The organism is Amycolatopsis thermalba (assembly GCF_023376025.1).
In the GTDB taxonomy this organism is placed as follows: domain Bacteria; phylum Actinomycetota; class Actinomycetes; order Mycobacteriales; family Pseudonocardiaceae; genus Amycolatopsis_E; species Amycolatopsis_E thermalba.
The window spans coordinates 3,560,070-3,586,754 of the sequence record NZ_CP091196.1 but is presented as its reverse complement, the minus strand read 5'-3'; the positions used below and the strand labels follow the sequence as shown (position 1 = coordinate 3,586,754).

26 protein-coding genes are annotated in these 26,685 nt (G+C 72.9%); 4 read left to right on the top strand and 22 right to left on the bottom strand.

The window, feature by feature from the left end; translation table 11 throughout:
- Positions 1 to 251: 251 nt before the first annotated feature.
- Positions 252 to 1,166, bottom strand: a complete 915-nt coding sequence (gene pdxS, locus L1857_RS17210) for a pyridoxal 5'-phosphate synthase lyase subunit PdxS (protein ID WP_094007143.1) — start codon at positions 1,164 to 1,166, stop codon at positions 252 to 254.
- Positions 1,167 to 1,375: 209 nt separating this feature from the next.
- On the opposite strand from pdxS, the gene L1857_RS17205 reads away from it, so the two are divergent.
- A complete protein-coding gene (locus tag L1857_RS17205) occupies positions 1,376 to 3,499 on the top strand; it encodes an elongation factor G-like protein EF-G2 (protein WP_249465598.1) in 2,124 nt (707 codons plus the stop codon).
- Positions 3,500 to 3,542: 43 nt separating this feature from the next.
- Complete coding sequence (locus L1857_RS17200) at positions 3,543 to 3,857, top strand: hypothetical protein (RefSeq protein WP_094007139.1); 315 nt, start codon at positions 3,543 to 3,545, stop codon at positions 3,855 to 3,857.
- 617 nt (positions 3,858 to 4,474) lie between these two features.
- On the opposite strand, the gene L1857_RS17195 is transcribed toward L1857_RS17200, so the two are convergent.
- From L1857_RS17195 to L1857_RS17170, 6 genes are all read right to left on the bottom strand, one after another.
- The gene (locus L1857_RS17195; protein ID WP_094007137.1) at positions 4,475 to 4,975 is read right to left on the bottom strand and encodes an XdhC family protein; all 501 of its coding nucleotides are present in this window, start codon (positions 4,973 to 4,975) and stop codon (positions 4,475 to 4,477) included.
- A 73-nt stretch (positions 4,976 to 5,048) separates the two neighbouring features.
- Positions 5,049 to 5,543 carry an NUDIX hydrolase gene (locus tag L1857_RS17190; RefSeq protein WP_094007135.1) on the bottom strand — a complete coding sequence of 165 codons (495 nt, stop codon included), beginning with the start codon at positions 5,541 to 5,543 and terminating at the stop codon, positions 5,049 to 5,051.
- Entirely contained in the window at positions 5,540 to 6,679 is a 1,140-nt protein-coding gene (locus L1857_RS17185) for a glycosyltransferase family 4 protein (RefSeq protein ID WP_094007134.1), read from the bottom strand. Before L1857_RS17185 ends, L1857_RS17190 begins: the two co-directional genes overlap by 4 nt.
- A complete protein-coding gene (locus L1857_RS17180; protein WP_116111788.1) occupies positions 6,676 to 7,593 on the bottom strand; it encodes a phosphatidylinositol mannoside acyltransferase in 918 nt (305 codons plus the stop codon). The genes L1857_RS17185 and L1857_RS17180 overlap by 4 nt, the downstream gene beginning before the upstream one ends.
- Complete coding sequence (gene pgsA / locus L1857_RS17175; RefSeq protein WP_116111791.1) at positions 7,593 to 8,201, bottom strand: phosphatidylinositol phosphate synthase; 609 nt, start codon at positions 8,199 to 8,201, stop codon at positions 7,593 to 7,595. The genes L1857_RS17180 and pgsA overlap by 1 nt, the downstream gene beginning before the upstream one ends.
- Positions 8,202 to 8,345: 144 nt before the next feature.
- Positions 8,346 to 8,852 (bottom strand): MarR family winged helix-turn-helix transcriptional regulator, encoded by a 507-nt coding sequence (locus L1857_RS17170; protein ID WP_094007169.1) that lies wholly within the window; start codon positions 8,850 to 8,852, stop codon positions 8,346 to 8,348.
- A 93-nt stretch (positions 8,853 to 8,945) separates the two neighbouring features.
- Between L1857_RS17170 and L1857_RS17165 the strand changes: the two genes are divergently transcribed.
- Positions 8,946 to 9,494: a YceI family protein gene (locus tag L1857_RS17165; protein WP_116111793.1), complete on the top strand. Its 549-nt coding sequence runs from the start codon at positions 8,946 to 8,948 to the stop codon at positions 9,492 to 9,494.
- Positions 9,495 to 9,546: 52 nt separating this feature from the next.
- Here the strand turns inward: L1857_RS17165 and L1857_RS17160 are convergent, their stop codons facing one another.
- The 5 genes from L1857_RS17160 to L1857_RS17140 form a co-directional block, all read right to left on the bottom strand.
- Positions 9,547 to 10,095, bottom strand: a complete 549-nt coding sequence (locus L1857_RS17160; protein ID WP_094007129.1) for an HIT family protein — start codon at positions 10,093 to 10,095, stop codon at positions 9,547 to 9,549.
- Positions 10,092 to 12,128, bottom strand: coding sequence for a threonine--tRNA ligase (gene thrS, locus L1857_RS17155; protein ID WP_249465595.1), 2,037 nt, complete (start codon positions 12,126 to 12,128; stop codon positions 10,092 to 10,094). The genes L1857_RS17160 and thrS overlap by 4 nt, the downstream gene beginning before the upstream one ends.
- A 74-nt stretch (positions 12,129 to 12,202) precedes the next feature.
- Complete coding sequence (locus L1857_RS17150; RefSeq protein WP_116111798.1) at positions 12,203 to 12,817, bottom strand: malonic semialdehyde reductase; 615 nt, start codon at positions 12,815 to 12,817, stop codon at positions 12,203 to 12,205.
- Between the two features lie 80 nt (positions 12,818 to 12,897).
- On the bottom strand, positions 12,898 to 13,701 hold the full coding sequence (locus L1857_RS17145; RefSeq protein ID WP_116111800.1) for a glycoside hydrolase family 16 protein: 804 nt from the start codon (positions 13,699 to 13,701) through the stop codon (positions 12,898 to 12,900).
- Between the two features lie 36 nt (positions 13,702 to 13,737).
- Complete coding sequence (locus L1857_RS17140; protein WP_116111803.1) at positions 13,738 to 14,574, bottom strand: glycosyltransferase family 2 protein; 837 nt, start codon at positions 14,572 to 14,574, stop codon at positions 13,738 to 13,740.
- 56 nt (positions 14,575 to 14,630) lie between these two features.
- Here L1857_RS17140 and L1857_RS17135 point away from each other — a divergent pair, with 56 nt between their 5' ends.
- Positions 14,631 to 15,968, top strand: a complete 1,338-nt coding sequence (locus L1857_RS17135; RefSeq protein WP_116111805.1) for a glycoside hydrolase family protein — start codon at positions 14,631 to 14,633, stop codon at positions 15,966 to 15,968.
- Positions 15,969 to 15,973: 5 nt separating this feature from the next.
- Here the strand turns inward: L1857_RS17135 and L1857_RS17130 are convergent, their stop codons facing one another.
- The 10 genes from L1857_RS17130 to L1857_RS17085 form a co-directional block, all read right to left on the bottom strand.
- Entirely contained in the window at positions 15,974 to 16,204 is a 231-nt protein-coding gene (locus tag L1857_RS17130; RefSeq protein WP_094007120.1) for a hypothetical protein, read from the bottom strand.
- The gene (locus L1857_RS17125) at positions 16,201 to 16,764 is read right to left on the bottom strand and encodes an acyltransferase (protein WP_094007119.1); all 564 of its coding nucleotides are present in this window, start codon (positions 16,762 to 16,764) and stop codon (positions 16,201 to 16,203) included. Before L1857_RS17125 ends, L1857_RS17130 begins: the two co-directional genes overlap by 4 nt.
- The gene (locus L1857_RS17120; protein ID WP_094007117.1) at positions 16,761 to 18,761 is read right to left on the bottom strand and encodes a hypothetical protein; all 2,001 of its coding nucleotides are present in this window, start codon (positions 18,759 to 18,761) and stop codon (positions 16,761 to 16,763) included. The genes L1857_RS17125 and L1857_RS17120 overlap by 4 nt, the downstream gene beginning before the upstream one ends.
- Positions 18,758 to 19,999: a lipopolysaccharide biosynthesis protein gene (locus tag L1857_RS17115; protein WP_249465592.1), complete on the bottom strand. Its 1,242-nt coding sequence runs from the start codon at positions 19,997 to 19,999 to the stop codon at positions 18,758 to 18,760. The genes L1857_RS17120 and L1857_RS17115 overlap by 4 nt, the downstream gene beginning before the upstream one ends.
- The gene (locus L1857_RS17110) at positions 19,996 to 20,355 is read right to left on the bottom strand and encodes a hypothetical protein (RefSeq protein ID WP_094007114.1); all 360 of its coding nucleotides are present in this window, start codon (positions 20,353 to 20,355) and stop codon (positions 19,996 to 19,998) included. Before L1857_RS17110 ends, L1857_RS17115 begins: the two co-directional genes overlap by 4 nt.
- Positions 20,356 to 20,386: 31 nt before the next feature.
- A complete protein-coding gene (locus L1857_RS17105; protein ID WP_249465587.1) occupies positions 20,387 to 22,543 on the bottom strand; it encodes a glycosyltransferase in 2,157 nt (718 codons plus the stop codon).
- The gene (locus L1857_RS17100) at positions 22,540 to 23,466 is read right to left on the bottom strand and encodes a glycosyltransferase family 2 protein (protein ID WP_094007111.1); all 927 of its coding nucleotides are present in this window, start codon (positions 23,464 to 23,466) and stop codon (positions 22,540 to 22,542) included. The genes L1857_RS17105 and L1857_RS17100 overlap by 4 nt, the downstream gene beginning before the upstream one ends.
- A gap of 70 nt (positions 23,467 to 23,536) precedes the next feature.
- Positions 23,537 to 24,562, bottom strand: coding sequence for an NAD-dependent epimerase/dehydratase family protein (locus L1857_RS17095; protein WP_094007167.1), 1,026 nt, complete (start codon positions 24,560 to 24,562; stop codon positions 23,537 to 23,539).
- Complete coding sequence (locus L1857_RS17090; protein ID WP_094007110.1) at positions 24,562 to 25,365, bottom strand: glycosyltransferase family protein; 804 nt, start codon at positions 25,363 to 25,365, stop codon at positions 24,562 to 24,564. Before L1857_RS17090 ends, L1857_RS17095 begins: the two co-directional genes overlap by 1 nt.
- Positions 25,366 to 26,640, bottom strand: a complete 1,275-nt coding sequence (locus L1857_RS17085; protein WP_249465584.1) for a class I SAM-dependent methyltransferase — start codon at positions 26,638 to 26,640, stop codon at positions 25,366 to 25,368.
- Positions 26,641 to 26,685: the final 45 nt, after the last annotated feature.

Genomic DNA, 26,685 nt, shown 5'->3' with positions numbered 1-26,685 from the left:
CCACTCGTGAGTGCACCCCCGCCTGACGCACCCGCCAGGCGAACCCACCCGCCAAACGAACGGACCCACCAAGCGAAGGCGCCTGCCAAGCGAGCACCCCACCAAGCGAAGGCGCCCACCAAGCGAACGCACCCACCAAGCGGAGCATCCGCCAAGCGGAGGCACCCACCAAGCGGAGGCACCCACCAAGCGGAGGCACCCACCAAGCGGAGGCACCCGCCGAGCGAGCACCCCCGCCTCGCCGAGCGCGCCTACCAGCCGCGCTCGGCGAGGCGGTGCGGTTCCGGCACCTCGTCCACGTTGATGCCCACCATCGCCTCCCCGAGGCCACGCGACACCTTCGCGATCACGTCCGGGTCGTCGTGGAACGTGGTGGCCTTCACGATCGCCTCGGCGCGCTTCGCCGGGTCGCCCGACTTGAAGATCCCCGATCCGACGAACACGCCCTCGGCGCCGAGCTGCATCATCATCGCCGCGTCGGCCGGGGTCGCGATTCCGCCGGCGGTGAACAGCACGACCGGCAGCTTGCCCTTCTCCGCGACCTCGCGCACCAGTTCGTACGGCGCCTGCATCTCCTTGGCGGCCACGTACAGCTCGTCCTCGGGCAGCGACGTCAGCCGCCGGATCTCGGCGCGGATCTTGCGCATGTGGGTGGTCGCGTTCGACACGTCGCCGGTGCCGGCCTCGCCCTTGGAGCGGATCATCGCGGCGCCCTCGTTGATGCGGCGCAGCGCCTCGCCCAGGTTCGTCGCCCCGCACACGAACGGCACGGTGAACGCCCACTTGTCGATGTGGTTCGCGTAGTCGGCCGGGGTGAGCACCTCGGACTCGTCGATGTAGTCCACCCCGAGCGACTGCAGCACCTGCGCCTCGACGAAGTGGCCGATGCGCGCCTTGGCCATCACCGGGATGGACACCGTGCCGATGATGCCCTCGATGAGGTCCGGGTCGCTCATCCGCGCGACCCCGCCCTGCGCGCGGATGTCGGCGGGCACCCGCTCCAGCGCCATCACGGCCACCGCGCCGGCATCCTCGGCGATCTTCGCCTGCTCGGGGGTGACGACGTCCATGATCACGCCGCCCTTGAGCATCTCGGCCATCCCACGCTTGACACGCGCGGTGCCCCGCCCGGGCGCGGCGGAACTGCTGGACTGAACTTCGGACACGACAGGACGCCTTTCACGAAAACACGAAGGGGTTCGACGTCCAGTTTAGGTTCTGGTGGACCGCTCCCCCAGGCCAGTTCGCCGCGATCTCAGCAGTCCACTTTTCGCCCCGCAGGCGCAACCTGACCCCGCGGGCTTGCCGGACCATGCTCCCCGGGTGTGTGATCGAGGACACACCTGTAGACAGCGTCGCCCCCGGGGAGCCCGCCATGGCCGACAAGCAAACCCGCACCGCCGACACCGGAGCCGCGGTCGCTGTGGACGACCCGGTCAAGGTCCGCAACGTGGTCCTGGTGGGTCCCTCGGGATCCGGCAAGACCACCCTCACCGAGGCCCTGCTCGCGGTGTCCGGCACCGTGACCAGGGCCGGTTCCGTTGTGGAGGGGACCACGGTCTGCGACCACGACCCGGCGGCCGTGCGTCAGCAGCGTTCGGTCGGGCTGTCGGTGGCGCCGGTGATGCACGCCGGCCACAAGATCAACCTGATCGACACCCCGGGGTACGCCGACTTCGTGGGCGAGCTGCGCGCCGGGCTGCGCGCCGCCGACGCCGCCCTGTTCGTGGTGTGCTCGGCCGAGGGCGTCGACCCGGCGACGGTGGCCATCTGGGAGGAGTGCGCCGCCGTGGGCATGCCCCGCGCCGTGATCGTCTCGCGCCTGGACCACCACCGCGCCGACCCCGAGGGCGAGATCGCCGCGTGCCAGGACGCGTTCGGCGCCGGCGTGCTGCCGCTGTACCTGCCGGCGAGCGGGCCGGAGCCGGGCCTGGTCGGGCTGATCACCCGTCGCCGCTACGACTACTCGCAGGGCTTCCCGCCGCGGCTGACCGATCCCTCGCCCGAGGACCTGGAGCGGCTGACCGAGGCACGCAACGAGCTGATCGAGGGCATCATCGCCGAGAGCGAGGACGAGACCCTCATGGACCGCTACCTCGCCGGCGAGGAGATCAGCGAGGACACCCTGATCGCGGACCTGGAGACGGCCGTCGCCCGCGGGTCGTTCCACCCGGTCATCCCGGTGTGCGCGACCACCGGCGTGGGCCTGGCGGAGGTGCTCGACGGCATCGTGCGCGCGTTCCCGTCACCGCTGGAGCACAAGCTGCCGCCGGTCACCACGCCCGACGGCGCGCCGCACCCGGAGCTGAACACCGATCCCGACGGGCCGCTGGCCGCCGAGGTGGTGCGCACCGCGGTGGACTCCTACGTCGGGCGCGTGTCGCTCGTCCGGGTGTTCTCCGGGACGCTGCGGCCCGAGCGGCCGGTGCACGTGTCCGGGCACGGCCTGGCCGAGCGCGGCCACGAGGACCACGACACCGACGAGCGCGTGGCGCACCTGTACTCGCCGCTGGGTGCGAACCTGCGCGAGGTGCCCTACTGCGTGGCCGGCGACCTGTGCGCGCTGACCAAGGTCGGCTCGGCCGAGACCGGGGACACCGTCTCCTCCCCCGACCACCCGCTGCTGATGCGCCCGTGGCCGATGCCCGAGCCGCTGCTGCCGGTGGCCGTGGTCGCCCGCAACCGCAGCGACGAGGACGCCCTGGCGCGCAACCTGTCCCGGCTCGTGGCCGGCGACCCGACGCTGCGGCTGGAGCGCAACGCCGAGACGTCGCAGCTGGTCCTGTGGTGCATGGGCGAGGCGCACGCGGACGTCGTGTTGTCGCGGCTGCGGGCCGGTGGGGCCGAAGTGGACACCGAGCCGGTCAAGACGAGCCTGCGCGAGACGTTCGCCGGCCCGGCGAAGGGGCACGGGCGGCACGTGAAGCAGTCCGGCGGGCACGGCCAGTACGCGGTGTGCGACATCGAGGTCGAGCCGCTGCCGCGTGGCGCCGGGTTCGAGTTCGTGGACCGGATCGTCGGCGGGGCGATCCCGCACCAGTTCATCCCGAGCGTGGAGAAGGGGGTGCGGGCGCAGCTGCAGCGCGGGCTGGTGGCCGGCTACCCGGTGGTCGACGTGCGCGTGACGCTCGTCGACGGCAAGGCGCACAGCGTGGACTCCTCGGACGCGGCGTTCCAGACCGCGGGCGCGCTGGCGCTGAAGGAGGCCGCCGCGAACGGGCGGGTCGTGCTGCTCGAACCGCTGGACGAGGTCGACGTGCGGGTGCCCGACGAGTACCTGGGCGCGGTGCTGGGCGACCTGTCCTCGCGGCGGGGCCGGGTGCTGGGCACCGAGTCGGTCGGTGGTGGGCGGAGCGTCATCCGCGCCGAGGTGCCGGCGACCGAGTTGCTGCGGTACACCACGGAGTTGCGTTCGCTGAGCTCCGGCACGGCGACGTTCACCCGGCGGCACACGCGGTACGACCCGCTGCCGGAGAACCTGGCCGCCGCGTACGCCTGAAATTCACCAGCGCGGGCGGCGGTGTGTTGCCTATTCTCACGGGATGACCGGACAGTACTCGCGCTACCGCGAGGATGCGGAGGTGCTGGCGGCGATCGGCACGGCGATCGGGGAGCACCGGATCACCGTCCGGCTGCCGCGCGCGCTCGCGGAGGCCGCCGTGGCCGCGTGGCAGCGCGACGAGACCGAGCCAGTGGGGGCGGAGACGCCGGAGCAGTGGGCGCTGCGCGACCTCGCGGCCGAGCTGGCGCTGATCGGGCTCGCGGTGACGGAGCGGGGCCGGGCGGACGGCGAGTTCGTGACGGTGGATCTGGACGTGGGCAGCGCCGGAGCCGCGGCGCGGGCGGCACTGCGCTGAGCCGAGTTCCGCGCTCGCGGCCGCGTGCGGAACCCGCGCCGCGGAGCGGGCAGTTCGCGCCCGCGAACGGGGAACTCGCGGCCACGAAGGTGGGACTCGCGGTCACGAAGGTGGGACTCGCGCAAGGTCGCTCGGCCGCGCGAGTCCCGCGCTCAGCCGCGCGAGTTCCACATTCAGGCACGCGAGTCCCGCGCTCAGCCGCGCGAGTTCCACATTCAGGCACGCGAGTCCCGCGCTCAGCCGCGCGAGTTCCACATTCAGGCACGCGAGTCCCGCGCTCAGCCGCGCGAGTTCCACATTCAGGAGCGCGAGTCCTGCGCTCGCCGCGTGAGTTCCACATTCAGGAGCGCGAGTTCCGCACTCGCCGCGGGAGTTTTGGCTCTGGCGCGTGAGTTCCGGGGTCGCGGGTGGGATCGATCTTCGCCACGCAAGGCGCGGCCGGGCGCGCAAGGCACGCCGTCGGGCGCGCGAGGCGCGCCGTCGCCTCCGGGGGTGCCGCGCGGATTGCTGGCGGGCGTGAGTCGCGCCGGCCGGCGCGCGCGGCCCGCGCGAACTTCCCGGCCGCGCGCCCCGCGGCGGGCGCGGGGTCGTCGGGGGGGGCGCGGGGCCCCGGCCGGTCAGCGGGTGAAGAAGCCGCCGGGACGGTTGTTGCGGTCCGCGATCAGGCCGGCCAGTGTCGCGATCGCGATTTCGGCTGGGTGGCGTGAGCCGATGTCCAGGCCGATCGGACGGTGCACCCGGGCGATGTCGGCCTCCGGCACGCCCAGCGAGCGCAGCGCCGCCACGTGCGGGCCCTCGTGCCGCGGGTTGCCCATCACCCCGGCCCAGCGCACCGGCCGCGCCAGCACGTCCCGCAGCGCGGCACCCAGCTCGGGCCGGTGGTGGTCGGTCACCACGACGTCGGTGTCCTCGTCCAGATCCGGCAACTCGGCCGTCGCGCCCGGAACCGCTCGCGACGGGTCCGGGTCGTACAGCACCGTCCGGTATCCGAGGTCCTCGCCGTAGCGCAGCAGGAACTCCGCGACCGGTGAGGCGAACACGGCAACCAGCGTCCGCGTCTGCGCCGGCGAACCCTTCGCGCCGTGCGCCACCGCGCACGCCGGATCTTCCGCAGCCATGCCCCGATCCTAAGCGCCCGGCACCAGCGATTCCGTCACCAGCGAAGCGAACACGGCAACCAACGCCCCGCCCCTAAGCGCCGGGCACCGGCGGTTCCGCGATCTCGAAGTACTCCGGCTGCCGCGCGGTGCCGGCGAGCTTGAAGTACCTCACCTTCCGCCGCCGGCGCAGCGCCAGCGCGTCCCGCACCGCGTCGTTGTGCACGCGCCGCGCGATGACGACCCGGTGTTCGGCATCGGCGAGTTCCCCGGCCAGCTCCGCGGGCAGCCGGGCCCGGTCGATCGACGCCAGCAGCCGCGTCAGCTCGTTCTCCGCGACCTCCCGCTCGGCGCGCGGCGCCTTCTCCGCGATGTCGGCGGCCTCCCGGAGACCGGGCGCGGCCCCGTCGACCGCGGCCACCGCCCGCGCCACCACCGCCCGCCGCGCCAGCGCCGCGTCCAGCGCCGCCCACCCGGCGTCCAGCCGGACGTGCAGCCGGTCCAGCCGGTTCGCCGTGGCGACCAGGAACAGCCCGCCGAGCACCACCACCGCCGCGACGATCGAGACGACCAGCACGAACCAGTTCACAGCGGCACGTCCTCCGCACTGACCCGCCGCGGGTCGGCGGCGATCGCCGTCTCGTAGACCCGCAGCACCTGCGTCACCACCACCGGCCAGTCGTAGATCGTGACCCGCTCCCCCGCCGCCGCGGCCAGCGACGTCCGCCGCGCCGGGTCGCCGAGCAGCTCCCGCAGGCAGTTCGCCAGCGCCACGCTGTCGCCGGTGGTGAACAACGCCCCCGCGCGCCCGTCGTCGAGCACACGGCGGAACGAGTCCAGGTTGCTCGCCACCACCGCGGTCCCGGCCGCCATCGCCTCGGTCAGGATCATCCCGAAGCTCTCGCCGCCGGTGTTGGGCGCGCAGTAGACGTCGACGCTGCGCAGCGCCCGCGCCTTCGTGGCGTCGTCGACCTGGCCGAGCAGCTCCAGGTGCGGCGCCAGCTCCGGGCCCGCCATCCGGCGCAGCACGTCCGCCTCGCCGCGGCCCACCACGAGCAGCCGCAGCTCCGGGAACTCCGGCAGCAGGCGGCGGGCCGCGCCGAGCAGGACCTCCATGCCCTTGCGCGGCTCGGTGAACCGGCCCACGAACCCGATCGTGCCCCCGGCCCGCGGATACCCGTCGAGCGGCTGGGCGCGGGAGAAGAACTCGACGTCGACCCCGTTGGGGATCTCCACCGCGTCCCCGCCGGCGTGCTCGACCTGCACCCGCCGCGCCAGCGCGGACACCGCGATGCGGGCGGTGATCTTCTCCAGCAGCGGCCGCAGCACCGGCTGGAACGCCGACAGCGTCCGCGACCGCGGCGTGGACGTGTGGAACGTGGCGACGATCGGCCCGTCGGCGACCTTCAGCGCCAGCAGCGACAGGCTCGGCGCGGCCGGCTCGTGCAGGTGCAGCACGTCGAAGCCGCCCTCACGCAGCCACCGCCGGACCCGCGCGTAGGACACCGGGCCGAACTGCAGCCGCGCGACCGACCCGTTGTACGGGATGCCCAGCGCCTTGCCCGCGGGGTGCACGAAATCGGGCAGATCGGCGTCCTCGTCGGCGGGCGCCAGCACCGACACCTCGTGGCCGCGGTCCAGCAGCGCCCGCGCCAGGTCCGTGACGTGCCCCTGGACCCCGCCGGGGACGTCGAAGGAGTACGGGCAGACGATCCCGACCTTCACGCCGCTTCCTCCGTCGCGGAAAAGGTCGCCTCCTCGAAATCGGCGGTCCACAGCTTCTGCATCATGTGCCAGTCCGCCGGGTGCGCCGCGATGTCACCGGCGAAGACGTCGGCCAGCGCCTGGGTCGCGGCGGGCACCTCGGTGCGGTGCGCCACGCGGATCCGCGGGTGGATGCGGATCCCCCAGCCGTCCTCGGTGAACCAGCTGCCCACCGGCAGCAGCGCCGCGCCGGTGCTGGCCGCCAGCCGCGCCGGACCGGCCGGCATGCTGGTCTTCTCACCGAAGAACGACACCGGCACGCCGCTGCCGGACAGGTCGCGGTCGGCGATCAGGCACACCACCCGGTTCTCCCGCAGCCGCTGCAGCAGCAGCCGGAACGAACCGGTGCCGCCGTCGGCGGACAGGATCTCGAACCCGAGCGACTCGCGGTAGGCCACGAACCGCTGGAACAGCGACTCCGGCTTCAGCCGCTCGACGACCGTGGTGAACGGGCCGTACCGGCCGACCGCCCAGATGCCCGGCACGTCCCAGTTCCCGCTGTGCGGCAGGGCGACCACGGCGCCGTTGCCCTCGGCCAGCGCCGCGTCGAGGTTCTCCACCCCGCTGATGGTCGCGCCGACCCGGGCCCGGATGTCGTCCGGATCCACGCTGGGCAGGCGGAACGCCTCGTGCCAGTAGCGCGCGTAGGAGCGCACGGCCTGCCGGGTCAGTTCGTCCAGTTCGGTGTCGTCGGCCTGCGGCACGACGCGGGCCAGGTTGCGGCGCAGCTGCCGCACCCCGGGGCCCTTGCGCTTGGCCGCGAAGTCCGCGGCCAGCCCGAAGCCGGCCTTGGCCAGCGGCACCGGCAGGCGGCGCACCACGTTCCAGCCCGCCGCGTAGCCGAGGTCGGCCATCCGCTCGCCGAACCGGCCCATCAGCCCGCCTCCCGCGCGGAGGCGGCGACGGCGAGCATGCGCTGGATCGTGGTGATGATCGAGCCGAGCGCGAGCAGCCACAGGGTGCCCTCGACGGCGAACGGCACGCCCAGGCCCTCCAGCCCGGTGCCGACGAGCGCGATGATCAGCCGCTCGGCGCGCTCGACCAGCCCGCCGTCGGCCTTGAGACCCTCCGCTTCGGCGCGGGCCTTGATGTAGGAGATCACCTGGGCCAGCACGAGGCAGATCAGGCAGGCCGCGGCGGCGCGCAGGTTGTGCTCGACCGCGAAGCACCACCACGCGATGCCGGCGAACAGGGCGCCGTCGGCGAGCCGGTCGCAGGTGGCGTCCAGGGTCGCGCCGAACGGCGTGCCGTACCCGCGGGCGCGGGCCATCGCGCCGTCGAGCAGGTCGAGCATCGCGAAGCCCCACACGGTGAACGTGCCGGCGAGCAGCATCCCGTTCGGGAAGAACACCAGGGCACAGGCGATCGCGCCGGCCGTGCCGATCATGGTCATCGCGTTCGGGGTGAGCCCGGCCCGCACCAGCGCGTGGCCGAGCGGGTCCAGGGCTCGCGAGACGGACGCTCGCGCGAAGATGTTCAGCATCGGATCGTCGGGGTGGCGGTATCGGCGGGCATGTCCATCGCTCTCGGCGTTCCACCTGGGGCTGCGGGGTCGGTTTGCTGACCGCAGCCTATCCACCCGCTACGACACTCCGGTGACGCGGCGCGCCCAAGGCGCCGCGCGCGCTCAGGCGAGCTGGTCCAGCTGCTCGTCCGCGGCGGCCCTCGCCTTCGCGCACTGGGGCGTGAGCTGGTCGCGGATCGCCTCGGAGATCTCCTCCAGCGCCCGCACCTGACCGGGGGTGAGCGCGTCGAACAGGGCCTCGCGCACGGCCTCGACGTGCCCGGGAGCCGCGGCGACGAGCGCGGCGAAGCCCCGGTCGGTCAGCCTGGCGAACGAGCCGCGCTTGTCGGTGCCGCAGCTGTCGCGGCGCACCCAGCCGTTGGCCTCCAGGCGCGCGACCGCGTGCGAGAGCCGGCTGCGTGACGAATGGCACTTCTCGGCCAGCTCGCTCATCCGCAGCGTGCGGCCGGGCGACTCGGACAACACGACGAGGACCTCGTAGTAGGTGTGCGGCATGCCGGCGTCGCGCTGGAGCTGGGATTCCACGTGGCTGCGCAGCATGGTGACGGCGGCCGAGAACGCGCGCCACACACGCTGTTCGTCTTCGCTGAGCCATCGCGGTTCGGACATGACGTACATGGTACCTCTAGTTGAGAGCTCAACCAGCGTGCGCTACGGTGTGGTTGAGGGCTCAACCAAGCATAGTTTTCGAGGAGACGACTGATGACCGCTTCGACGACCGAGATCCCCGGTTACATCGCCGGCACCTGGACCATCGACTCCACGCACTCCGACGTCGACTTCGTCGTGCGCCACCTCGGCGTGTCCAAGGTCCGCGGCCGGTTCGCCGAGGTCGAGGGCGAGATCGTGACCGGCGCCGACCTCGCCGACTCGAAGGTCACCGCGACGATCAAGGCCGACAGCATCGACACGAAGAACGCCGACCGCGACGCGCACGTCAAGAACGCCGACTTCCTGCACGTCGAGCGGTTCCCGACCCTGACCTTCGTCTCCACCGGCGTGCGCGCCGAGGACGGCGAGTACTTCATCGACGGTGAGCTGACCGTCCACGGCGTCACCAAGGCCGTCACCCTGGCCGCCGAGGTCGGCGGGTTCGCCGACGGCATGACCGAGGGCAGCAAGGTCTTCGGCATCTCGGCCACCACCGAGATCAGCCGCTCCGACTTCGGTGTCGGCGCCTCCATCCCGACCGCCGTCCTGGGCGACAAGGTCAAGATCGAGCTGAACATCGAGGCCGGTCTCAAGGCCTGAAACACCGCGACGAAACGGGCCCGGACCTCCCGGTCCGGGCCCGTTCGCGCGCTCAGATCCGGTGCCAGGCCGTCGACAGCAGCTCGCGCGTTTCGCCCAGCAGCTGGGGCAGCACCTTCGTCTGGCCGATCACCGGCATGAAGTTCGCGTCGCCACCCCAGCGGGGCACCAGGTGCTGGTGCAGGTGCGCCGCGATGCCGGCACCGGCGATCACGCCCTGGTTCATCCCGATGTTGAACCCGTGCGCCCCGGACACCGACCGCACCACCTTCATCGCGTGCTGGGTGAACTCCGCCAGCTCCCGCGTCTCCTCCGGCGTCAGGTCCGGGTAGTCGGCCACGTGCCGGTACGGCAGCACCATCAGGTGCCCCGGGTTGTACGGGTACAGGTTCAGCACCGCCCACACGTGCTCGCCCCGCGCGAGGATCAGCGCCTCGGCGTCGTCCAGGCCGAGCAGGCGGCAGAACGGGCACCCCTCGGGCTCGTCGCCCTCCGGTTTGTCCTGCCCCTGCACGTAGGCCAGCCGGTGCGGGGTCCACAGCCGCTGCAACGCGTCCGGCACCCCGACCCCGTCCTGGCCCACCAGCTCCGGCTCGGTCAAGGCAGGACCGCCTGGAGCGCCTCGGCCGTCGGCGAGCTGTTCTCCCTCCGCGCGATCCAGCCGGCGATCGCCTCCACCGCGTCGGCCACCGGCACCCCGTTGATCTGGCTGCCGTCGCGGAACCGGAACGACACCGCGCCCGCCTCGACGTCCTTGCCACCGGCCAGCACCATGAACGGCACCTTCTGGGTGGTGTGGGTGCGGATCTTCTTCTGCATGCGGTCGTCGCTGGTGTCCACCTCGACGCGGATCCCCTTGGCGCGCAACGCCTTCTCCACGCCGCGCAGGTGCTCGGCGTGCTCGTCGGCGATCGGGATCCCGACCACCTGCACCGGCGCCAGCCACGCCGGGAACGCGCCCGCGTAGTGCTCGGTGAGCACCCCGAAGAACCGCTCGATCGAGCCGAACAACGCGCGGTGGATGACCACCGGCTGCTTGCGGCTGCCGTCGGCGGCGGTGTAGCTCAGCTCGAACCGCTTGGGGTGGTTGAAGTCCAGCTGGATGGTCGACATCTGCCACGACCGGCCGATGGCGTCCTTGGCCTGCACCGAGATCTTCGGGCCGTAGTAGGCCGCGCCGCCCGGGTCCGGTACCAGCTCCAGCCCGGAGTCGATGGCGGCCTGCCGCAGTGTCTCGGTGGCCTCCTCCCACTCCTCGTCGGAGCCGATGAACTTGTCCGAGTCCCCGCGGGTGGACAGCTCGAGGTAGAAGTCCGAGAGGCCGTAGTCGGCCAGCAGGTCCAGCACGAACCGCAGCAGCGACCGCAGCTCGCCCGGCATCTGCTCCTGCGTGCAGTAGATGTGCGAGTCGTCCATGGTCAGCCCGCGCACCCGGGTCAGGCCGTGCACCACACCGGACTTCTCGTAGCGGTACACCGTGCCGAACTCGAACAGCCGCAGCGGCAGCTCCCGGTAGGACCGCCCGCGCGACCGGAAGATCAGGTGGTGCATCGGGCAGTTCATCGCCTTGAGGTAGTACTCCTCGCCCTCCAGGGGCAGCGGCGGGAACATGGTTTCGGCGTAGTAGGGCAGGTGACCCGAGGTGTAGAACAGCCCGGACTTGGTGATGTGCGGGGTGTTCACGAACTCGTAGCCGGACTCCTCGTGGCGGCGGCGCGAGTAGTTCTCCAGCTCGCGCCGGATGATGCCGCCCTTGGGGTGGAACACCGGCAGGCCCGAGCCGATCTCCTCGGGGAAGGAGAACAGGTCCAGCTCCGCGCCCAGGCGGCGGTGGTCGCGCCGCTCCGCCTCGGCCAGCCGCTCCAGGTAGGCGTCCTGCGCCTCGGCCGATTCCCACGCGGTGCCGTAGATCCGCTGCAGCTGCGGGTTCTTCTCACTGCCGCGCCAGTACGCGGCGGCCACGCGGGTCAGCTTGAACGCCGGGATGAACTTCGTGGTCGGCACGTGCGGGCCGCGGCACAGGTCGCTCCACACGCGCTCCTTGGTGCGCGGGTCGAGGTTGTCGTAGATGGTCAGCTCGCCGCCACCCACCTCCATCACCTCGGAGGTGTCCACTGTGTCTTCAGCGGACTTGAGGTCGATGAGCTCCAGCTTGAACGGCTCGTCCGCGAGCTCCTCGCGCGCCTGCTCGACCGAGTCGAAGCGGCGGCGCGAGAACTGCTGCGCCCCCTTGATGATCTGCTTCATGCGCTTCTCCAGCGCCTGCAGATCCTCCGGGGTGAACGGCTTGTCGACGAGGAAGTCGTAGTAGAAGCCGTCCTTGACGGGCGGGCCGATGCCGAGCTTGGCCTCCGGGAACTGCTGCTGCACCGCCTGCGCGAGCACGTGCGCCGCGGAGTGGCGGATGACGCTGCGGCCGTCCTCGGTGTCCGCCGCGACGGGCTCCACCGGGGCGTCCGCCTCGGGCGCCCACGCCAGGTCGCGCAGGCGCCCCTCGGCGTCGCGGACGACGACGATCGCGTCCGGCCCCTTGGCCGGCAGGCCCGCCTCGCGGATCGCGGCTCCGGCCGTGGTCCCGGCCGGCACCACCACGCTGGCGGCGGGTGCGGCTGCGGTGGACGACGGCTGGTTCACGATGGGCTCCTTCGAACGAAGTGATGTCCCACCGATGCTATCCGCCGCCCGCCCGCGGTCTTCCGCGAGGGACTTCAGACGGTCTCGACGACCTCGTCGTAGTCCAGCCGCGGCAGCCGGTCGAACCACGGGTTGTCCCCCGGCTTGCCGACGTTGACCACGACCAGGGACTTCCACTTGCGGCCGGCGAAGAACTCGGCGTCGATCCCGGCGGCGTCGAAGCCGGTCATCGGGCCGGCGGCCAGCCCGGCGGCGCGCACGCCGATGATGAAGTAGCCGACCTGCAGCAGCGCGTTCAGCCGCGCGAAGCCCTCCCGGCCGGACTCGTCGGCGAACAGGTCCTTGGCGTCCGGCTTGTGCGGGAAGGTCTTGGGCAGGTTCTCGTGGAAGTCGGTGTCGGCGGCCAGCACCACGGTCACCGGGGCGGCGGCGGTCTTGGCGCGGTTGCCCTCGGACATGTGCGGCAGCAGCCGCCGCTTGCCCTCCTCGGTGCGGATCACCAGCGCGCGCAGGGGCTGGGTGTTCATCGACGTCGGCGCCCACTTCACCAGGTCGTAGATCGCCTGGATCTGCTCCTCGCTCACCGGCTCGGCGGAGAACGAGTTCGCCGTGCGCGCCTCGCGGAACAGCAGGTCCTGCACGTCCTGCGGCAGGTGGAGGGTGTCGGCGAGGCTGGCGGTAGAGGTCATGGGTACTCCCGAGAGACGTGTCGGTGCCTTCCCTCCCCCCAACCTAGTTGAGCGCTTGACTATTTCTGGTGTGCGGCTCGTCACTCGTAGATGCGGACCCAGTCGATCTCGGCGGTGCTGCGGATCGGCGGGGTGGCCTTGTGCCGGTTGTGGTTCTGCTGGATGACCAGGTGCATCGGCTCGCTCGGGATGGTGCCGGGCTCGCCGTAGGTCGCCCAGGCGACGCCGTCGATGTAGCAGGTGACGTGGCCGGGCTGCCATTCCACCGCGTAGTTGTGCCACTGGGTGATGTCCAGGTCCTTGCGCATGTGCCCGGCGTCGGTGTTGCCCGGCCCGTGCAGCCAGCTCTCCACGTACTGGCGCGCCGGGTCGTAGATCTCGGCGAAGTCGATCTCGCCGTCGAGGTTGGTGTCGCTCTCCGGCCACAGCAGCAGCACCGGGTTGAAGTCGGGGTCGGCCGGGGCCGGGAAGCGCGCGCGGACCTCCCACCGGCCGTAGGTGCGGTCCTCGTGCCAGGCGATGCCGCAGGTCGCCGCGGTGGCGTCCCCGTCACCGACCAGGGTGAGGACGCCGCCGCGGACCACGCACTGGTCCGCGCCGAGGGTTTCCCCCGACACCGGGTTGTGGCCCTGGTAGATCTCCCAGTTGGCGGTGTCGACCCGGCGGCCGTCGAAGTCGTCCTGGGCGATCAGCCGCCAGCCGAAGTTGACCGCGGCCTCGCCGGACGCCTCGGGGGTGATCACGGCGGTGCCCGGCGCCTCGGTGACCACGGTCGGCGAGGCCCCCTCGGTGTCGCCGAACCGCTCCGACGTCACCCGCACGGCGAGAATCGCGACACCCGCCAGGACTACACAGGCGACCAGGATGACTACGCGACGCACCACCGCGACAACTTATCGTCCCCCGGACGGGTGGCCGCTCTAGCCCCGCTCGCCCTGCCGCTTCGCGACCAGGAACAGCGCCTGCCGCCGCAACCGGGCGCCCGGCGCCATCGCCGCGCCGACGAGCCGGTCGACCGGCCGCACGCCCCACCCCGGATCACTGGCCAGCCCCTCGGACAGCGCCCGCTGCTCGGCGTACTCCGCGCGCTGCGCCCGCGCGGACAGCGAATCGCGGCCGATCCGGAACGCCGCCAGCGACTCCGGCTGGCCGAAGAAGTCGCCGTGGCCCAGCAGCCCGATCCACAGCGCCAGGTCCATCGGGAACGTCCAGCGCGCGTCCCACCCGCCGACCGCGTCGAACTGCTCGCGGCGGAACAACGCGCCACCGGGCTCGCCGAGCGGGTTGCCGCCGTGGCGGACGATCTTGCGGATCACCGCGCTCGCCTCGTGGCGGCCCACCAGCCCGCGCAGCCCCCGGTTGGCGGCGAGGACCTCGCCGGCCTCGTTGATCATGTCGCGGCGCGAGCACACCAGCGCGATGCCCGGATCGGTCGCCAGGACCTCGTACTGGCGGCGCACGCAGTCCGGGTGCAGCAGGTCGTCCGCGCACAGCACCTTCACGAACCGGCCGCTGGATGCGGCCACGACGCGGTTCCAGTTCTCCGCCAGCGGCAGCACCCGGTCGTTGCGGAGCACCTTCAGCCGCGGATCGGCGAAGCCCCGCAGGATCTCCGGGGTCGCGTCGGTCGAGGCGTTGTCCAGCACGACGAGCTCGAAGTCGCCGAAGGTCTGCGCAAGGACGCTGGAGACGGTGTCGGCGATGTACCGCCCGGCCTGGTAGGCCGGGACGCACACGGAGACCGTGGCCGCGCTCACGGCTTTTCCCCCTTCCGGGTGTAGCTCTGAACAGGCAAAACGGTGGTCGGTCGCGCATGCTGGCACGCGTGGGGATCTTCGCGATGGTCGCCCTGCTGGTGGCGGGGCTCTTCGGCTGGCCTCCGGCTGATCGGGACGAACCCGGGCCGCCGGCCGTGACGCTGCTGCCCGGCGCCGGGGATGGGCTCGTACTCGGCGTGACGCACGCACAGTACAGCCTCGACTCGTGGCTCACACCCGGACAACGCACGAGCGGGGAACAGATCCTGGGTGCCACCCCGCTGCTGCAGAACCAGCACATCATGGGCTTCGGCGTGGGCAACCCCGAACCCGCGCCCGGCCGCTTCGACTGGTCCCGCCTGGACGAGCGGATGGACCTGATCGAGCGCACCGGCGGCACCCCGGTGATCACCCTGTGCTGCGCACCGGACTGGATGAAGGGCGGCGCGGCGGGCACCACCGACTGGGACGACCTGGCGGCCGCCCCGCTGCCGGCGCACTTCGACGACTTCGCGCGGCTGTCCGCCAAGGTCGCCCAGCGCTACCCGCAGGTCAAGTACTTCCAGGTGTGGAACGAGCTCAAGGGGTTCTGGGACGCCCAGGCCGGCGCCTGGGACGCGAAGGGCTACACCGACCTGTACAACCAGGTCTACGACGCGGTGAAGGCGGTGCGGCCGGACGCCCTGATCGGCGGCCCGTACGTGGTCCTGAACAGCTGGTCCTCGGCGTCGGCCACGAACCACCCGTCCGAGTTGCGTGGCCCGTACGGCGTGGTGGACCAGCGGTCGCTGGACGTCGTGGAGTACTGGAACGAGCACAAGCACGGCGCCGACTTCGTCGCGCTGGACGCCTCCACCGGCACCCGGGACCAGGGCCTGATCACCACGCCGGACAAGGCCAGCCAGATCTACGCCGACGCCACCCGCTGGGCGCGCAGCCTCACCGGGCTGCCGGTGTGGTGGTCGGAGTTCTACCCGGAGACCGCTCCCCCGCCGCAGGAGTCCACCGGGAAGGCGAAGAGCGCGCCCGTGCCGGCGGACCAGGCCCGCGCGGTGGCCACTTTGGACGCCGTGGCCAGGGCGGCGGAGGCGGGCGCGGCGGCGATGCTGCTGTGGCAACCGGAAGCCAGCGACGACCTGCCGTACGCGGCGCTGTGGTCGGAGGCACGGCCCGGCGTCGACGTGCTGCGGCCGACGAGCCTGACCGCCGCGTGGACCTGGCTGGCGCCGCGGCTGCGCGAGGGGCTGGTCGACGTGCAGCGGCCCGCGGACGTGGTGCAGTTCAGCACGCCGGGCGGGAAGGTCGTCGTCAACCCGCGGCCGGAGACCGGGCTGGTCCGGGCGGGCGGTCTCAGCGTGCGGGTGCCGCCGCTGACCATCCGGGTGCCGGGCTGAGCCCGTCACAACGACAGTCCCACCACGATTCGCCAGATCGCGCCGACCGCGGTGAGCACGGTCAGCCCCACCGCGACCAGGTCGAGCGTGCGGATCCGCTCGGTGCGCGCCGACGCCGTGTCGGTCGAGCGGCGGCCGACGGTCATCTCCTTGAGCACGGTCCGCCACACGAGCACCACCAGCAACGCCACCCCGGACAGCGCCGTGACCAGGGTGAGGAAGTCGGCCTGGCTCACGCCGGCTCCGCCACGACGGACGTCTCGCGCACCAGGCGGGCGGGCACCCCGGCGTAGACCCCGGGCACCGGGCAGTCGCGTGCCACGACCGCGCCCGCGGCGATCACCGCGTCGTCGGCGATGCGCACCCCGGGCAGGATCTGCGCCCGCGCCCCGACCCACACGCGGTCGCCGATCACGACCGGCCGGGCCTGGGCGACCCGGGAGACCCGGCCGTCGGGCAGCGTCGGGTGGTGCGAGGTGACGATCATGACCTGCGGGCCGAACTGGCAGGACGCGCCGATGGTGATCGGCCCGACCGACTCCAGGTAGCACTCGGCGTTGAGGAACGTGTGGCGCCCGATCTCGACGTTGCGCAGGGCGCCGTGGATCCGCAGCCCCGGGAAGATGTTCCCGGAGCGGATGCGCGCGCCGAACGCGCGGTAGCCCAGCAGCCGCAGCGGGCGCGGCACCAGCGCGCTGCCGAGCACGCCGTTGACGATCGCGCCGACCGTCATCGACCACAGCTCGATGTGCACCTGCTCGCGCAGGCGCCGTCCCAGGGACCGGGTCTGGTTCACGTGTTCCCTCCGCCACTGCCCTGCACGAACTTGTCGGCGGGCGTCGTCCGGCCGAGCACCAGCGAACCCTGATCGTCGAACACCAGGCGGTACAGCCCGGTGGCCTCGAGCTCGCGCACGAGGTCGGCGCCGTAGGTGTCGGGCACCTGGTCGAAGATCTTCATGTAGGCCCACTGCGGCTCGGTGAGCACAAGATAATCGGGGCCCTTCAGGCGCAGGCAGGCGACCAGCGCGGGAACGTCGTCCATCACCTCTTCGCAGTAGCCGTCGACTTCGAACTGGGACACCTCGCCCACGCGCGCGAACGACAGCGGCACCGAGTTGACCAGCGAGTCCACCCGCTGCCCCGGCTGCGCCTGGTGCACCGCCCAGCTCGCGGCGGCGATGTCGCTTTCGTGGAAGCTGATGTAGGCGTCGTTGCCGCCGCGCGCGGTGACCGTCGAGGCGAGCAGGCCGGTGAGCACGACCCACGGCACCGCGGCGGCGAGCACCGTGCGCGCCGGCCGGTTGCGCCAGCGCAGCCGGCGGGCCGAGGTGACCGCCTTCTCCAGCGCGAGCGACGCGGGCAGGGCCATCACCGGCAGCGAGAACAGGAAGCAGCGCATGAAGACCTCGCCGCCGTAGGGCTGGGCCACGGCGAGCCCGAACGGCGCGACGCACAGTGCGGGCAGCAGCCACGACTTCAGCGAGTCGCGGCGCATCTGCCAGATGCCGTAGGCGGCCATGCCGGCGACGAACAGCGTGATCCCGATGCGCACGGTCAGCACGACGAGCCGGCCGGGGCTGCCCGCGAACCGGGCCACGATGCCCTCGTCCACCGAGGAGCCGACGTCGCCGAGCGGGCTGAGGATCATCTGGACCAGCTGGCCGCTCCAGAACTCCGACGCGCCGAGCGAGAACCACACCACCGCGCCGCCGAGGATCACGAACGGCACCCACGCCGGCCACAGCCGCCCGAACACCAGCAGCAACAGCAGCAGGACGCCGAGCACGAACGGGGTCAGCTGGTGGGTGGGCGCCAGCGCGAGCCCGATCAGCACCACCGCGCCCTGCGCCACCAGCCGCGCCTTCGGGCTGGACCGCGGCGCGAGCCGGGCCCGCAGCCGCGCCTTGACCGGCTCGGTGAGGCGGGGCCGCACCAGGTGCCGGAAGGTCAGGGCCAGCGCGGCGAGCATCAGGATCATCGCCGTGCCCTGCGGCGAGAAGTAGTCCTGCTCGGTCCAGTTCGCCACGAGGTAGAGCCAGGGCGCGATCCACGCCGCGCGCCGGTTGCCCAGCGCCGACACGGCCAGGGCGCGCACGCCGAGCACCGCGAGCCCGGACAGCACCACCGGCGCCCAGTTCAGGAACGGGATCGCGTCGGGCATCCCGGCGGCGCGGGTGATCATCGCGACCAGCGAGAAGAACCCGGCCCAGGAGAACCGCGCGTCGTAGTCGTGCAGAATGTCGCCGTGCGTGGCGATGTAGTCGGCGAACCCGGCGTGCAGCCACGCGACCGGCAGCCGCGCGACCTCCTGGATCGCGGGCTGCAGCCCGTACACGCCGAGCACGCCGAGCAGCGTGTAGAGCGAGAGCAGCCAGGTGCGCGGCCGGTAGCGCAGCAGCTCCAGCACCACGGCGGCGACCAGCAGCGGATAGGACAGCAGCGTCGGCACCGACAGCTCGGCGACGAGCCCGAGCCCGCCGATCGCCTCGGGCGGGACGGGGTGCAGCCCGATGATCCACAGCACCACCGCGACCGCGGCGAGACCGGGACCGAAGAACGGGTCGGCGAGGAAGGCGGGCCGTCCGGCGCCGGTGCCCAGCCGGGGCCGGGACTCGACCGCGCGCGCGGGCGGTTCCGGCTTCGGCGCCAGGCGGCCCGACGCCGGGATGTAGCGCGTGGGCGGGCCGGGCGGCGGCTGCGGGAACCGCATCGGCTCACGCGGCCGGGGCGAGGGGCGGGTGGTCCGGTTCGGGCGCACCGGGCGCAGGAACCGGGTGGGCGGCTCGGTCACGGACGCGCCCCGAACACCCGGCGCCTCAGGTCGGCCAGCACCGCGGCGGCGATCACCGCCTGCGCGACGAGCATGCCCACCCCGAACCCGAACTCGGTCGGCACCACCAGCGCGAGCACGACGGCGGAAACGGCGGTCACGGCGTGCAGCACCGCGACCCCGGCACCGCGGCCCGCGGCCAGGTGCACGGCCACCCCGAGCACCACGACCAGCCGCGGCACCTGCGCGGCGAGCAGGACCCGCAGCAGGTCGGTGCCCGCCGTGTACTCCGCGCCGAAGATCGCCAGCATCACCCAGGCCAGCGCGGCGCCGACGGCCAGCAGCGGCACGAACACCAGCACCAGCCGCTTGCCCGCGCCCGCGACCAGCGAGCGGGCGTGGCCGGGCTCGGCGGACAGGCGCACCACGAGGGGGTTCACGAACGCGGTCGCGGCGACGTCCAGCGCGTTGATCGCGGTCCAGACCACGAAGAAGACGGCGTTGGCCTCGGCGCCGAAGCGGTGCAGCACGATCAGCGGCACCAGGTTGTACAGCACGACCACGCACACCATGGCCGGGTAGGACGGCGCGAGCAGCCGCACGATCTCCCGGCGGCCCGGCAGCACCCCCGGCGCGAGGGCGGGCGAGGTGCGCCGCACCGACCGCCAGATCAGGAACGTCACGACCGCGACCCCGATCAGCGTGGGCACCGCCCAGGACAGCACCAGCCCGAGCGCGCCGGCGAGCGGCCCCAGCCCGGCCAGCAGTCCCAGCCGCGCCACGGAGAACGCGCTGTTCTCCACCGGCACCCAGCGGGCCAGGCCGAGCCCGGTGAGCACCTCGTCCTGGAACTGGAACAGGGTCCAGCCGATCCCGGCGACGAGGAACCAGGCGACCCCGGCCGGCACCCGGTGCACCACCTCGGCACCGGCGGGCACGAGCACGAACACGACCGAGCCGATCACCCCACCGGCGAGGACGGCCAGGTAGGTGCGCAGCAGCAGCCGCGGCCGCCGCGCGCCGGCGCGGGGCAGCCAGCGCAGGACCGCCGGCCCCAGGCCGAGTTCGGCGATGCCGGCGACGAGCAGGAAACCGGACACGAACGCCGAGGTGTCCCCGACCGCGGCGGCGGGCAGCAGCCGCGCGGCCAGTACCCAGCCGATCATCCCGGCCAGCGCGGTGATCGCGGCCGAGGCCGACAGCGCCAGGCCGTCGGCCACCATGCCCTTGCCCGGGGCGGTCTCCTTGCCGACCGTCATCGGGCCTCACCCGGACGGCTGCGCAGCACGTGGTGCGCCAGCGGGAGCGCGGTGACGGCCGCGAGCACCACGACCGCCGCCTCCGGGTGCCAGAACCGGGTCAGCACCAGCACCTGCGCCACGATCAGGGTGATCGCCAGTGAGATGCCGACCGCGCTGACCCAGGTCACCGACAGGTGGCGCACGTTGACGTAGGAGATCAGGGCCCAGCCGGGCGCGGTGAGCACGAACACCAGGACCGCCAGCGGCCGCAGCACGAAGTCCACACCGGACCAGACGAGCACGATCGTCACCAGGCAGACAGCGAGCAGCCCGTAGGCGGTGTATCGCCGGATCCTCAGCTGCTGCTCGACCACACGTGCCCTTCCTGCCCGTCGCCCTCCATCATCACCGGCGGCCGGATCCGCCCTCACCCCGGGCCCGCATCAGCGCCGCGGCGCCGCCGAGCAGGCCCAGGCGCTCGTCGCGGCGCAGCTGGCGCAGCCGCGAGCGGGCGGCGCGGTCGGACAGCGGCAGCTCCGGGGTGCGGGCGGCGAGACGGGCGGCCCCGCGCGGCACCCGCCGCAGGATCGAGAACGCGGTGACCGGGCGCCGCCGCACGGACAGCGCCAGCATCGCCGCCAGGCCGACGCCGTAGCCGCGCATCCGCTCGCGCAGTTCGAGCCAGTCCGCGCGGTGGATGTGCCGGGCCACCGCGTGCGGGGTGTGGACCACCGCGCCGCCGGCGTAGGCCAGCCGCACGAACAGGTCCAGGTCCTCCCCCGCCATCGTCGGCGTGCCCGCGCCGAGCAGCGGGTCGAAACCGCCCAGGTCCTCGAACACCTCGCGGCGCCAGGTGGCGCAGCTGCCCGGGCCGTAGCGCGCCATGGACAGCGGGTAGAGCGGGTCCTCGCGCGCGGTGTCCCGGTCGATCCGCTGCCACCGCACGGAGTTGCTGTAGCCCTTGAGCCGTTCGAACAGGACCTCGGCGTCGGTCTCCAGGCTGGCCGGCAGCACCAGCGAGGTCACGCAGCCGACCGCGGGATCGGCGGCGAACTCCTCGGTGACGGCGTGGAACCAGCCGGGCTCCACGGTGATGTTCTCGTCGACGAACGCGATCACGCCGTGGCGGGCGACGCGGGCGCCGGTGTTGCGCGCGATGCTGACGCCCTTGCGCGGCTCGACGACGTAGCGCGCGCCCAGTGCCTCCACCTCGCCACGCAGCCAGGCGTCGCCCTCGGGCAGCCGCGGCAGGTTGTCCACGACGATCACCTCGAGGTCCGGGTACCCGGCCTCGAGCGCGGCGCGGGCGCTGGCCACGGCCTGCCGCTTGCGGTGCGCGGTCGGGATGACGACGCTGACCGGCGGCCGGGCGAACCCCGGGCGGCGGCGCGGGGCGGGCGCGGTGGCGAATTTCGGCAGCCGCACGACGCCGCGCTCCACCGGCAGCAGCAGCACGTCGACGGTGCGGTCGCCGTCGCGGACGAGGACCTGCGCCGCGCGGTAGTGGCCTACCGGCCGGTGCGGCACGGCAAGTTCCTCGGGCGCGGTGCGGGCGTCGACGGTGGCGATGTGGATCGGGCCGTGCACCAGCGCCGACGCCGGGCGCGGCCGCGGCGGGCGGAGCTGCGCCTTGCCGCGCAGGTACCCGGCCGCGGTCGAGGACACCACGGTCACCAGGCCGAGCACGCCGGAGGCGCCGGCCGTGCGGCCCAGCGCGAGCCGGCCGAACTCGCGCGCCACGGCGGCCGGGATGGTGCGGCTGAGGTAGTCGCGCTCGGTGGACAGCGCGGCCTCGCTGCCGACCAGGCGCGACACGTAGGCCTTGGACAGCCCCTCGCCCCAGCCGCGGCGGCGCAGGTAGGCCCAGGTGGTCCGCTCCGGCGTGACGCGGTGGCGCACCACCGCCTGCGGCCGGAACACGATCCGCGCACCGGGCGAGGCCTGGCGCAGCCGGATGCACAGCTCGGTCTCCTCGCAGCCCAGCGGGGTGCGCCCGATGCGGCCCAGATCCTCGGAGAACGGCCCGGCGAGCGTGAACGCCTCCCGGCGGAAGGACATGTTGCAGCCCATCAGGTTGCGCACCGGCGCCTCCGCCGCGGGCTGCCCGGTGTAGGTGCAGCCGACCACCCAGTCCAGCTCGCCGTGCGCCGACCCGCGGCCGGCGGGCAGCTTGGCCGGCCGCCGCCCGCCGGGCCAGCGCGGGCGGGCCGAGCCGCCGACGGCGAGCACGTCCCGGTCGCGGTAGCCGGCCAGCAGCTGCTCCAGCCAGTCGGGCGCGGCCTCGGCGTCGTCGTCCAGGAACGCGATCACGTCGCCCTTGGCGAGCCCGACCGCGGTGTTGCGGGCGCCGGACAGCCCGCGCCGCCCGGCGTTGGGCACCACCGTCACGCCGGCGAACTCGGCGGCGGCCCGCCGCTCCAGCTCCGGGTTGTGGTCGATCACCACGATGATCTCGCGCGGCGGCACCGACTGGTCCCGCACCGACGCCACCGCCGCGGTCAGGTCGTCCCAGCGGTCCGCCGTGTAGGCGCAGATCACCACGGTGGTGTCGAACGAGGTCATGCTTCGGGCGCTCCGGTGTCCAGCACGAGCGGCGCCGGGGCGTCCGCGACGGGCTCGGGGGTGAACAGGCCGAACCGGCGGCTGCGGCGCTGACGGCCGACCCGCTGCCACTCGGCCACGAGCGTGCGCAGCACCCGGCCGCCGTCGGAGAAGGTGCGCAGGTTCGTCTCCCCGTGCAGGCGGGCCCGCTCGACGCTGGGCACCTCGGTGATCCACAGGCCGAGCGCGGCCATCCGGCAGTTGATGACGGTCTCGATCTCGAAGCCGTCGCCCCACAGCATCTCCTCGCCCGCGGGCGCGAACACCGGCGGCAGGTTCAGCAAGGCAACCAGATCGCGCCAGAACGCGTTGTAGCCATAACAGAGATCGGTGAACCCGGCGCTGAACAGCGTGTTGGACAGGCGGTTGAGCCCGGAGTTCCCCGCGGCGCGGAGGTGTGTGATGTCGTGGCTGCCGCCACCCGGGGCGAACCGGGTGCCCTTGGCGAAGTCGGCTCCGTCGGTGAGCGCTGCCACGAACCGCGGGATCTCCGCCGGGTCGGCCGAGCCGTCGGCGTCGAACATCACGATCACGTCGCCGGAGGCGGCGAGGAACCCGCAGGCCAGCGCGTTGCCCTTGCCGCGGCGGGTCTGCCGGATGACCCGCGTGCCCGGCCGCGCCCGCGCGACGACCTGCGGGGTGCCGTCCCCGGTGTCGGCGTCGACCACCAGCACCTCGTGCACCGGTGGCAGCTCGGGCAGGATCTCGCGCAGGTTGTCCGCCTCGTTCTTCGCCGGCACCACGACGGTGACGCGGGGATCGGGCCCGCGGCGGGGCGGGTGCGCGGCGGCGAAGGCGAACGCGTCGCCCAGGTTCTCGTAGTCGGTGACGGGACTGGGGGAATCCATGATCGTCAACGCCGTGCTGTCCTTGCTGGCGGGCACACCGGTCGCGAGGGTGTGCGGGTCGGGGAAGGGCGGGGCTTGCTCGAACGGATGACGCGCGGCCCTGCGGTCAGGTTCGGTGTCTTCGCAGATCGGGCGCGAGGTCGCCGCGCGCCTGCGCGGATTTCAGCCAGGCCAGGCGGGTGAAGCGCCGGCTGAAGGTGTCCATGGTCAGGCCGTGGCGGGTGTAGTGCGCGGCCAGTTCCCGGGCGCCCGCCGCCACCGTCCAGGTGGCCGCGTACCCGGGAAGCGCTTCCCGGATGCGGGAGAAGTCCACCCGGTAGGAGCGGGGGTCGGGGCCCGCCTCACCGGTGATCAGCAGTTCCGAGCCGGGGACGGCGGTGACCACGGACTCGGCGATCTGGCGCACCGTGAGGTTGTTGGCCTCGGTGCCCACGTTGAACGCCCGGTCGTGCACGGCTTCGGCGGGCGCCGTCAGCGCCGCCGCGAACGCCGTCGCGATGTCGTGCGCGTGCACCAGCGGCCGCCACGGCGTGCCGTCGGAGAGCACCCGCACCTGCCCGGTGAGCACGGCGTGGCCCACCAGGTTGTTCAGCACGATGTCGGCGCGCAGCCGCGGCGAGAACCCGAAGGCGGTCGCGTTGCGCAGGTACACCGGGCTGAACCCGGAGTCGGCGAGGTCGTGCAGGTCGTCCTCGACGCGCACCTTCGACTCCGCGTACGGGGTGACCGGCCGCAGCGGCGCGTCCTCGGTCACCAGGTCCTCCCCCGCCGCGCCGTAGACCGAGCACGTCGAGGCGTAGAGGAAACGGCGCACCCCGGCGTCCTTGGCGAGCTTGGCCAGCTGGACCGACGCGGTGTGGTTGATCTCGTAGGTCAGCTCCGGCGCGAGCGCGCCCAGCGGGTCGTTGGACAGCGCGGCCAGGTGGATCACCGCGTCCACACCGGACAGCCGGTCCGCGGTCACGTCCCGCAGGTCCACCGGATCACCGGGCGGGTCGTCCGGCGCGGGCCCGAGCACGCACGCGGCGAACAGGCCGGAGTCCAGGCCGAGCACCTCGTGCCCGGCCGCGCGCAGCACCGGCGCCATCACCGATCCCAGGTAGCCCTGGTGCCCGGTCAGCAGGACCCGCATCACCGCACCCCCGCCGGGATCGAGGCCGGGCGCTCCCACAGCATCCACGGGCGCGCGCCGCTTTCGTAGGCCGCGTCGAGCGCGGCGCGTTCCTTGAACGTGTCCGCGGGCTGCCAGAAGCCGCGGTAGGGGTAGGCGATCAGCCGGTCCTTTTCGGCCAGTGCCGCGCAGCCGTCCTCGACCAGGTCGCCGTTCTCCGGGAGGTGGTCGAAGATCTCCTGCCGCAGCACGAAGTAGCCGGCGTTCTCCCACAGCGGCAGGCGGCTGGCCGAGCTGATGCCGGAGACCCGGTTGGAGTTCTCGCGGAACTCCACGCAGTGGAACGACGACTGCGGCGGCACCACCATCATCGACGCCCCGGCGTCGGAGGCCGCGAGGTTGTCCACCATGACGTCCAGCGGCGCGTCGGTGAGCACGTCGGCGTAGTTGGCGAGGAACATCTCCTCGCCGTCGACGTACTTGCGGACCCGGCGCAGCCGCTCCCCGATCGGCGACTCGATGCCGGTGTGCACGAACGTGATCGACCAGTCGCTGATGTCGGTGGACAGCAGCTCGACCTCACCGCCGCGCAGCACGAAGTCGTTGGACGCGGTCTCGGTGTAGGACAGGAAGAAGTCCGTGATGTGCCGGGCGCCGTAGCCCAGGCACAGGATGAACTCGGTGTGCCCGAAGTGCGCGTAGTACCGCATCACGTGCCACAGCAGCGGCCGCGGGCCGACCATCTGCATCGGCTTGGGCACGTCGTCCGCGGGGCCGTTGCGCATGCGCATCCCGTAGCCTCCGCAGAAGAGCACCACCTTCATTCAGTTCACCTCGACAGCCTGCAGCACGGGGTTCTTCGGGGAGACGATCTCCAGCTCGGGGATCGCGAACACCAGCCGGCCGCCCCAGTCCGCGACGTAGGCCAGCTGCTCGGTCAGCTCGGCGCGCAGGTTCCAGGGCAGCACGAGCACGTAGTCGGGCCGGTCGGCCGCGATCCGCTCCGGCGGGAAGATCGGGATGCGGGTGCCGGGCGTGAACCGGCCGTGCTTGTACGGGTTGCGGTCCACTGTGTACTCCAGCAGGTCCGGCCGGATCCCGCAGTGGTTGAGCAGGGTGTTGCCCTTGCCCGGCGCGCCGTAGCCGGCCACCCGCTCGCCGCGCCGCTTGGCGCCGATCAGGAACTCCAGCAGCGACAGGCGGATCTCCTCGACGCGGCGGGCGAAGCCGGCGTAGCCGGACAGCTCGTGCAGCCCGGCGGCGCGCTCACGCTCCAGCACCTGCGCCACGCGCGGGGAGGGTTCGCCCGCGGTTTCGGCCGGCCGCGCCCACACGCGGATCGAGCCGCCGTGGGTGTCCAGCAGCTCGACGTCGGCCACGGCCAGCCCCGCCGTCGCCAGCGCCCGCCGCGCGGAGGCGAGCGTGTAGTACTGGAAGTGCTCGTGGTAGATCGTGTCGTACTGGGTCAGCTCGACGAGGCTGAGCAGGTGCTGCACCTCGATCGAGACCCAGCCGTCGTCGGCGACCAGCGCGCGCAGGCCGCGGGTGAACCCGAGGACGTCGGGGATGTGCGCGTAGACGTTGTTGGCCACCACCAGGTCCGCCGGCCCGTGCTCGGCGCGGACCGCGGCGCCGGTCTCCGGGGTCAGGAACGCGGTCAGGGTCGGCACTCCGGCCTCCCGCGCGGCCGCGCCGACGTTGACCGACGGCTCGATGCCCAGGCAGCGCAGGCCGCGCGCGACGACGTTGCGCAGCAGGTAGCCGTCGTTGCTGGCGACCTCGACGACGAAGGAGTCCGGGCCGAGGCCGAGGCGGCCGGCGGCGGAGTCGACGAACTCCTTGGCGTGCGCCAGCCAGGAGTGGGAAAACGACGAGAAGTAAGCGTATTCGGTGAAGGTCTCCACCGGATCGATCAGGGGCGGCAGCTGGGCCAGCAGGCACTCCGGGCAGATCCGCAGGTGCAGCGGGTAGGCCGGCTCGGGGGCGTCCAGGTCCTCGGCGGCGAGGAACGACTCGCACGGCGGGCTCGCGCCGAGGTCCACCACGCTGCGCAGACCCGGCGAGCCGCACAGGCGGCAGGACAGCGTCTCGGCTGGCATGGCGCGCGCGTCCTCCCCTGTGATCGGACCACCCCGCCCCGTAGC

Coding starts and splice junctions, on each gene's coding strand:
- L1857_RS17205 (WP_249465598.1), top strand. CDS start 1,376: ATGGCCGACAAGCAAACCCGCACCGCCGACACCGGAGCCGCGGTCGCT.
- L1857_RS17200 (WP_094007139.1), top strand. CDS start 3,543: ATGACCGGACAGTACTCGCGCTACCGCGAGGATGCGGAGGTGCTGGCG.
- L1857_RS17195 (WP_094007137.1), bottom strand. CDS start 4,975: ATGGCTGCGGAAGATCCGGCGTGCGCGGTGGCGCACGGCGCGAAGGGT.
- L1857_RS17180 (WP_116111788.1), bottom strand. CDS start 7,593: ATGGGCCGGTTCGGCGAGCGGATGGCCGACCTCGGCTACGCGGCGGGC.
- pgsA (WP_116111791.1), bottom strand. CDS start 8,201: ATGCTGAACATCTTCGCGCGAGCGTCCGTCTCGCGAGCCCTGGACCCG.
- L1857_RS17170 (WP_094007169.1), bottom strand. CDS start 8,852: ATGTCCGAACCGCGATGGCTCAGCGAAGACGAACAGCGTGTGTGGCGC.
- L1857_RS17165 (WP_116111793.1), top strand. CDS start 8,946: ATGACCGCTTCGACGACCGAGATCCCCGGTTACATCGCCGGCACCTGG.
- L1857_RS17150 (WP_116111798.1), bottom strand. CDS start 12,817: ATGACCTCTACCGCCAGCCTCGCCGACACCCTCCACCTGCCGCAGGAC.
- L1857_RS17135 (WP_116111805.1), top strand. CDS start 14,631: ATGCTGGCACGCGTGGGGATCTTCGCGATGGTCGCCCTGCTGGTGGCG.
- L1857_RS17115 (WP_249465592.1), bottom strand. CDS start 19,999: ATGACGGTCGGCAAGGAGACCGCCCCGGGCAAGGGCATGGTGGCCGAC.
- L1857_RS17105 (WP_249465587.1), bottom strand. CDS start 22,543: ATGACCTCGTTCGACACCACCGTGGTGATCTGCGCCTACACGGCGGAC.
- L1857_RS17095 (WP_094007167.1), bottom strand. CDS start 24,562: ATGCGGGTCCTGCTGACCGGGCACCAGGGCTACCTGGGATCGGTGATG.
- L1857_RS17090 (WP_094007110.1), bottom strand. CDS start 25,365: ATGAAGGTGGTGCTCTTCTGCGGAGGCTACGGGATGCGCATGCGCAAC.
- L1857_RS17085 (WP_249465584.1), bottom strand. CDS start 26,640: ATGCCAGCCGAGACGCTGTCCTGCCGCCTGTGCGGCTCGCCGGGTCTG.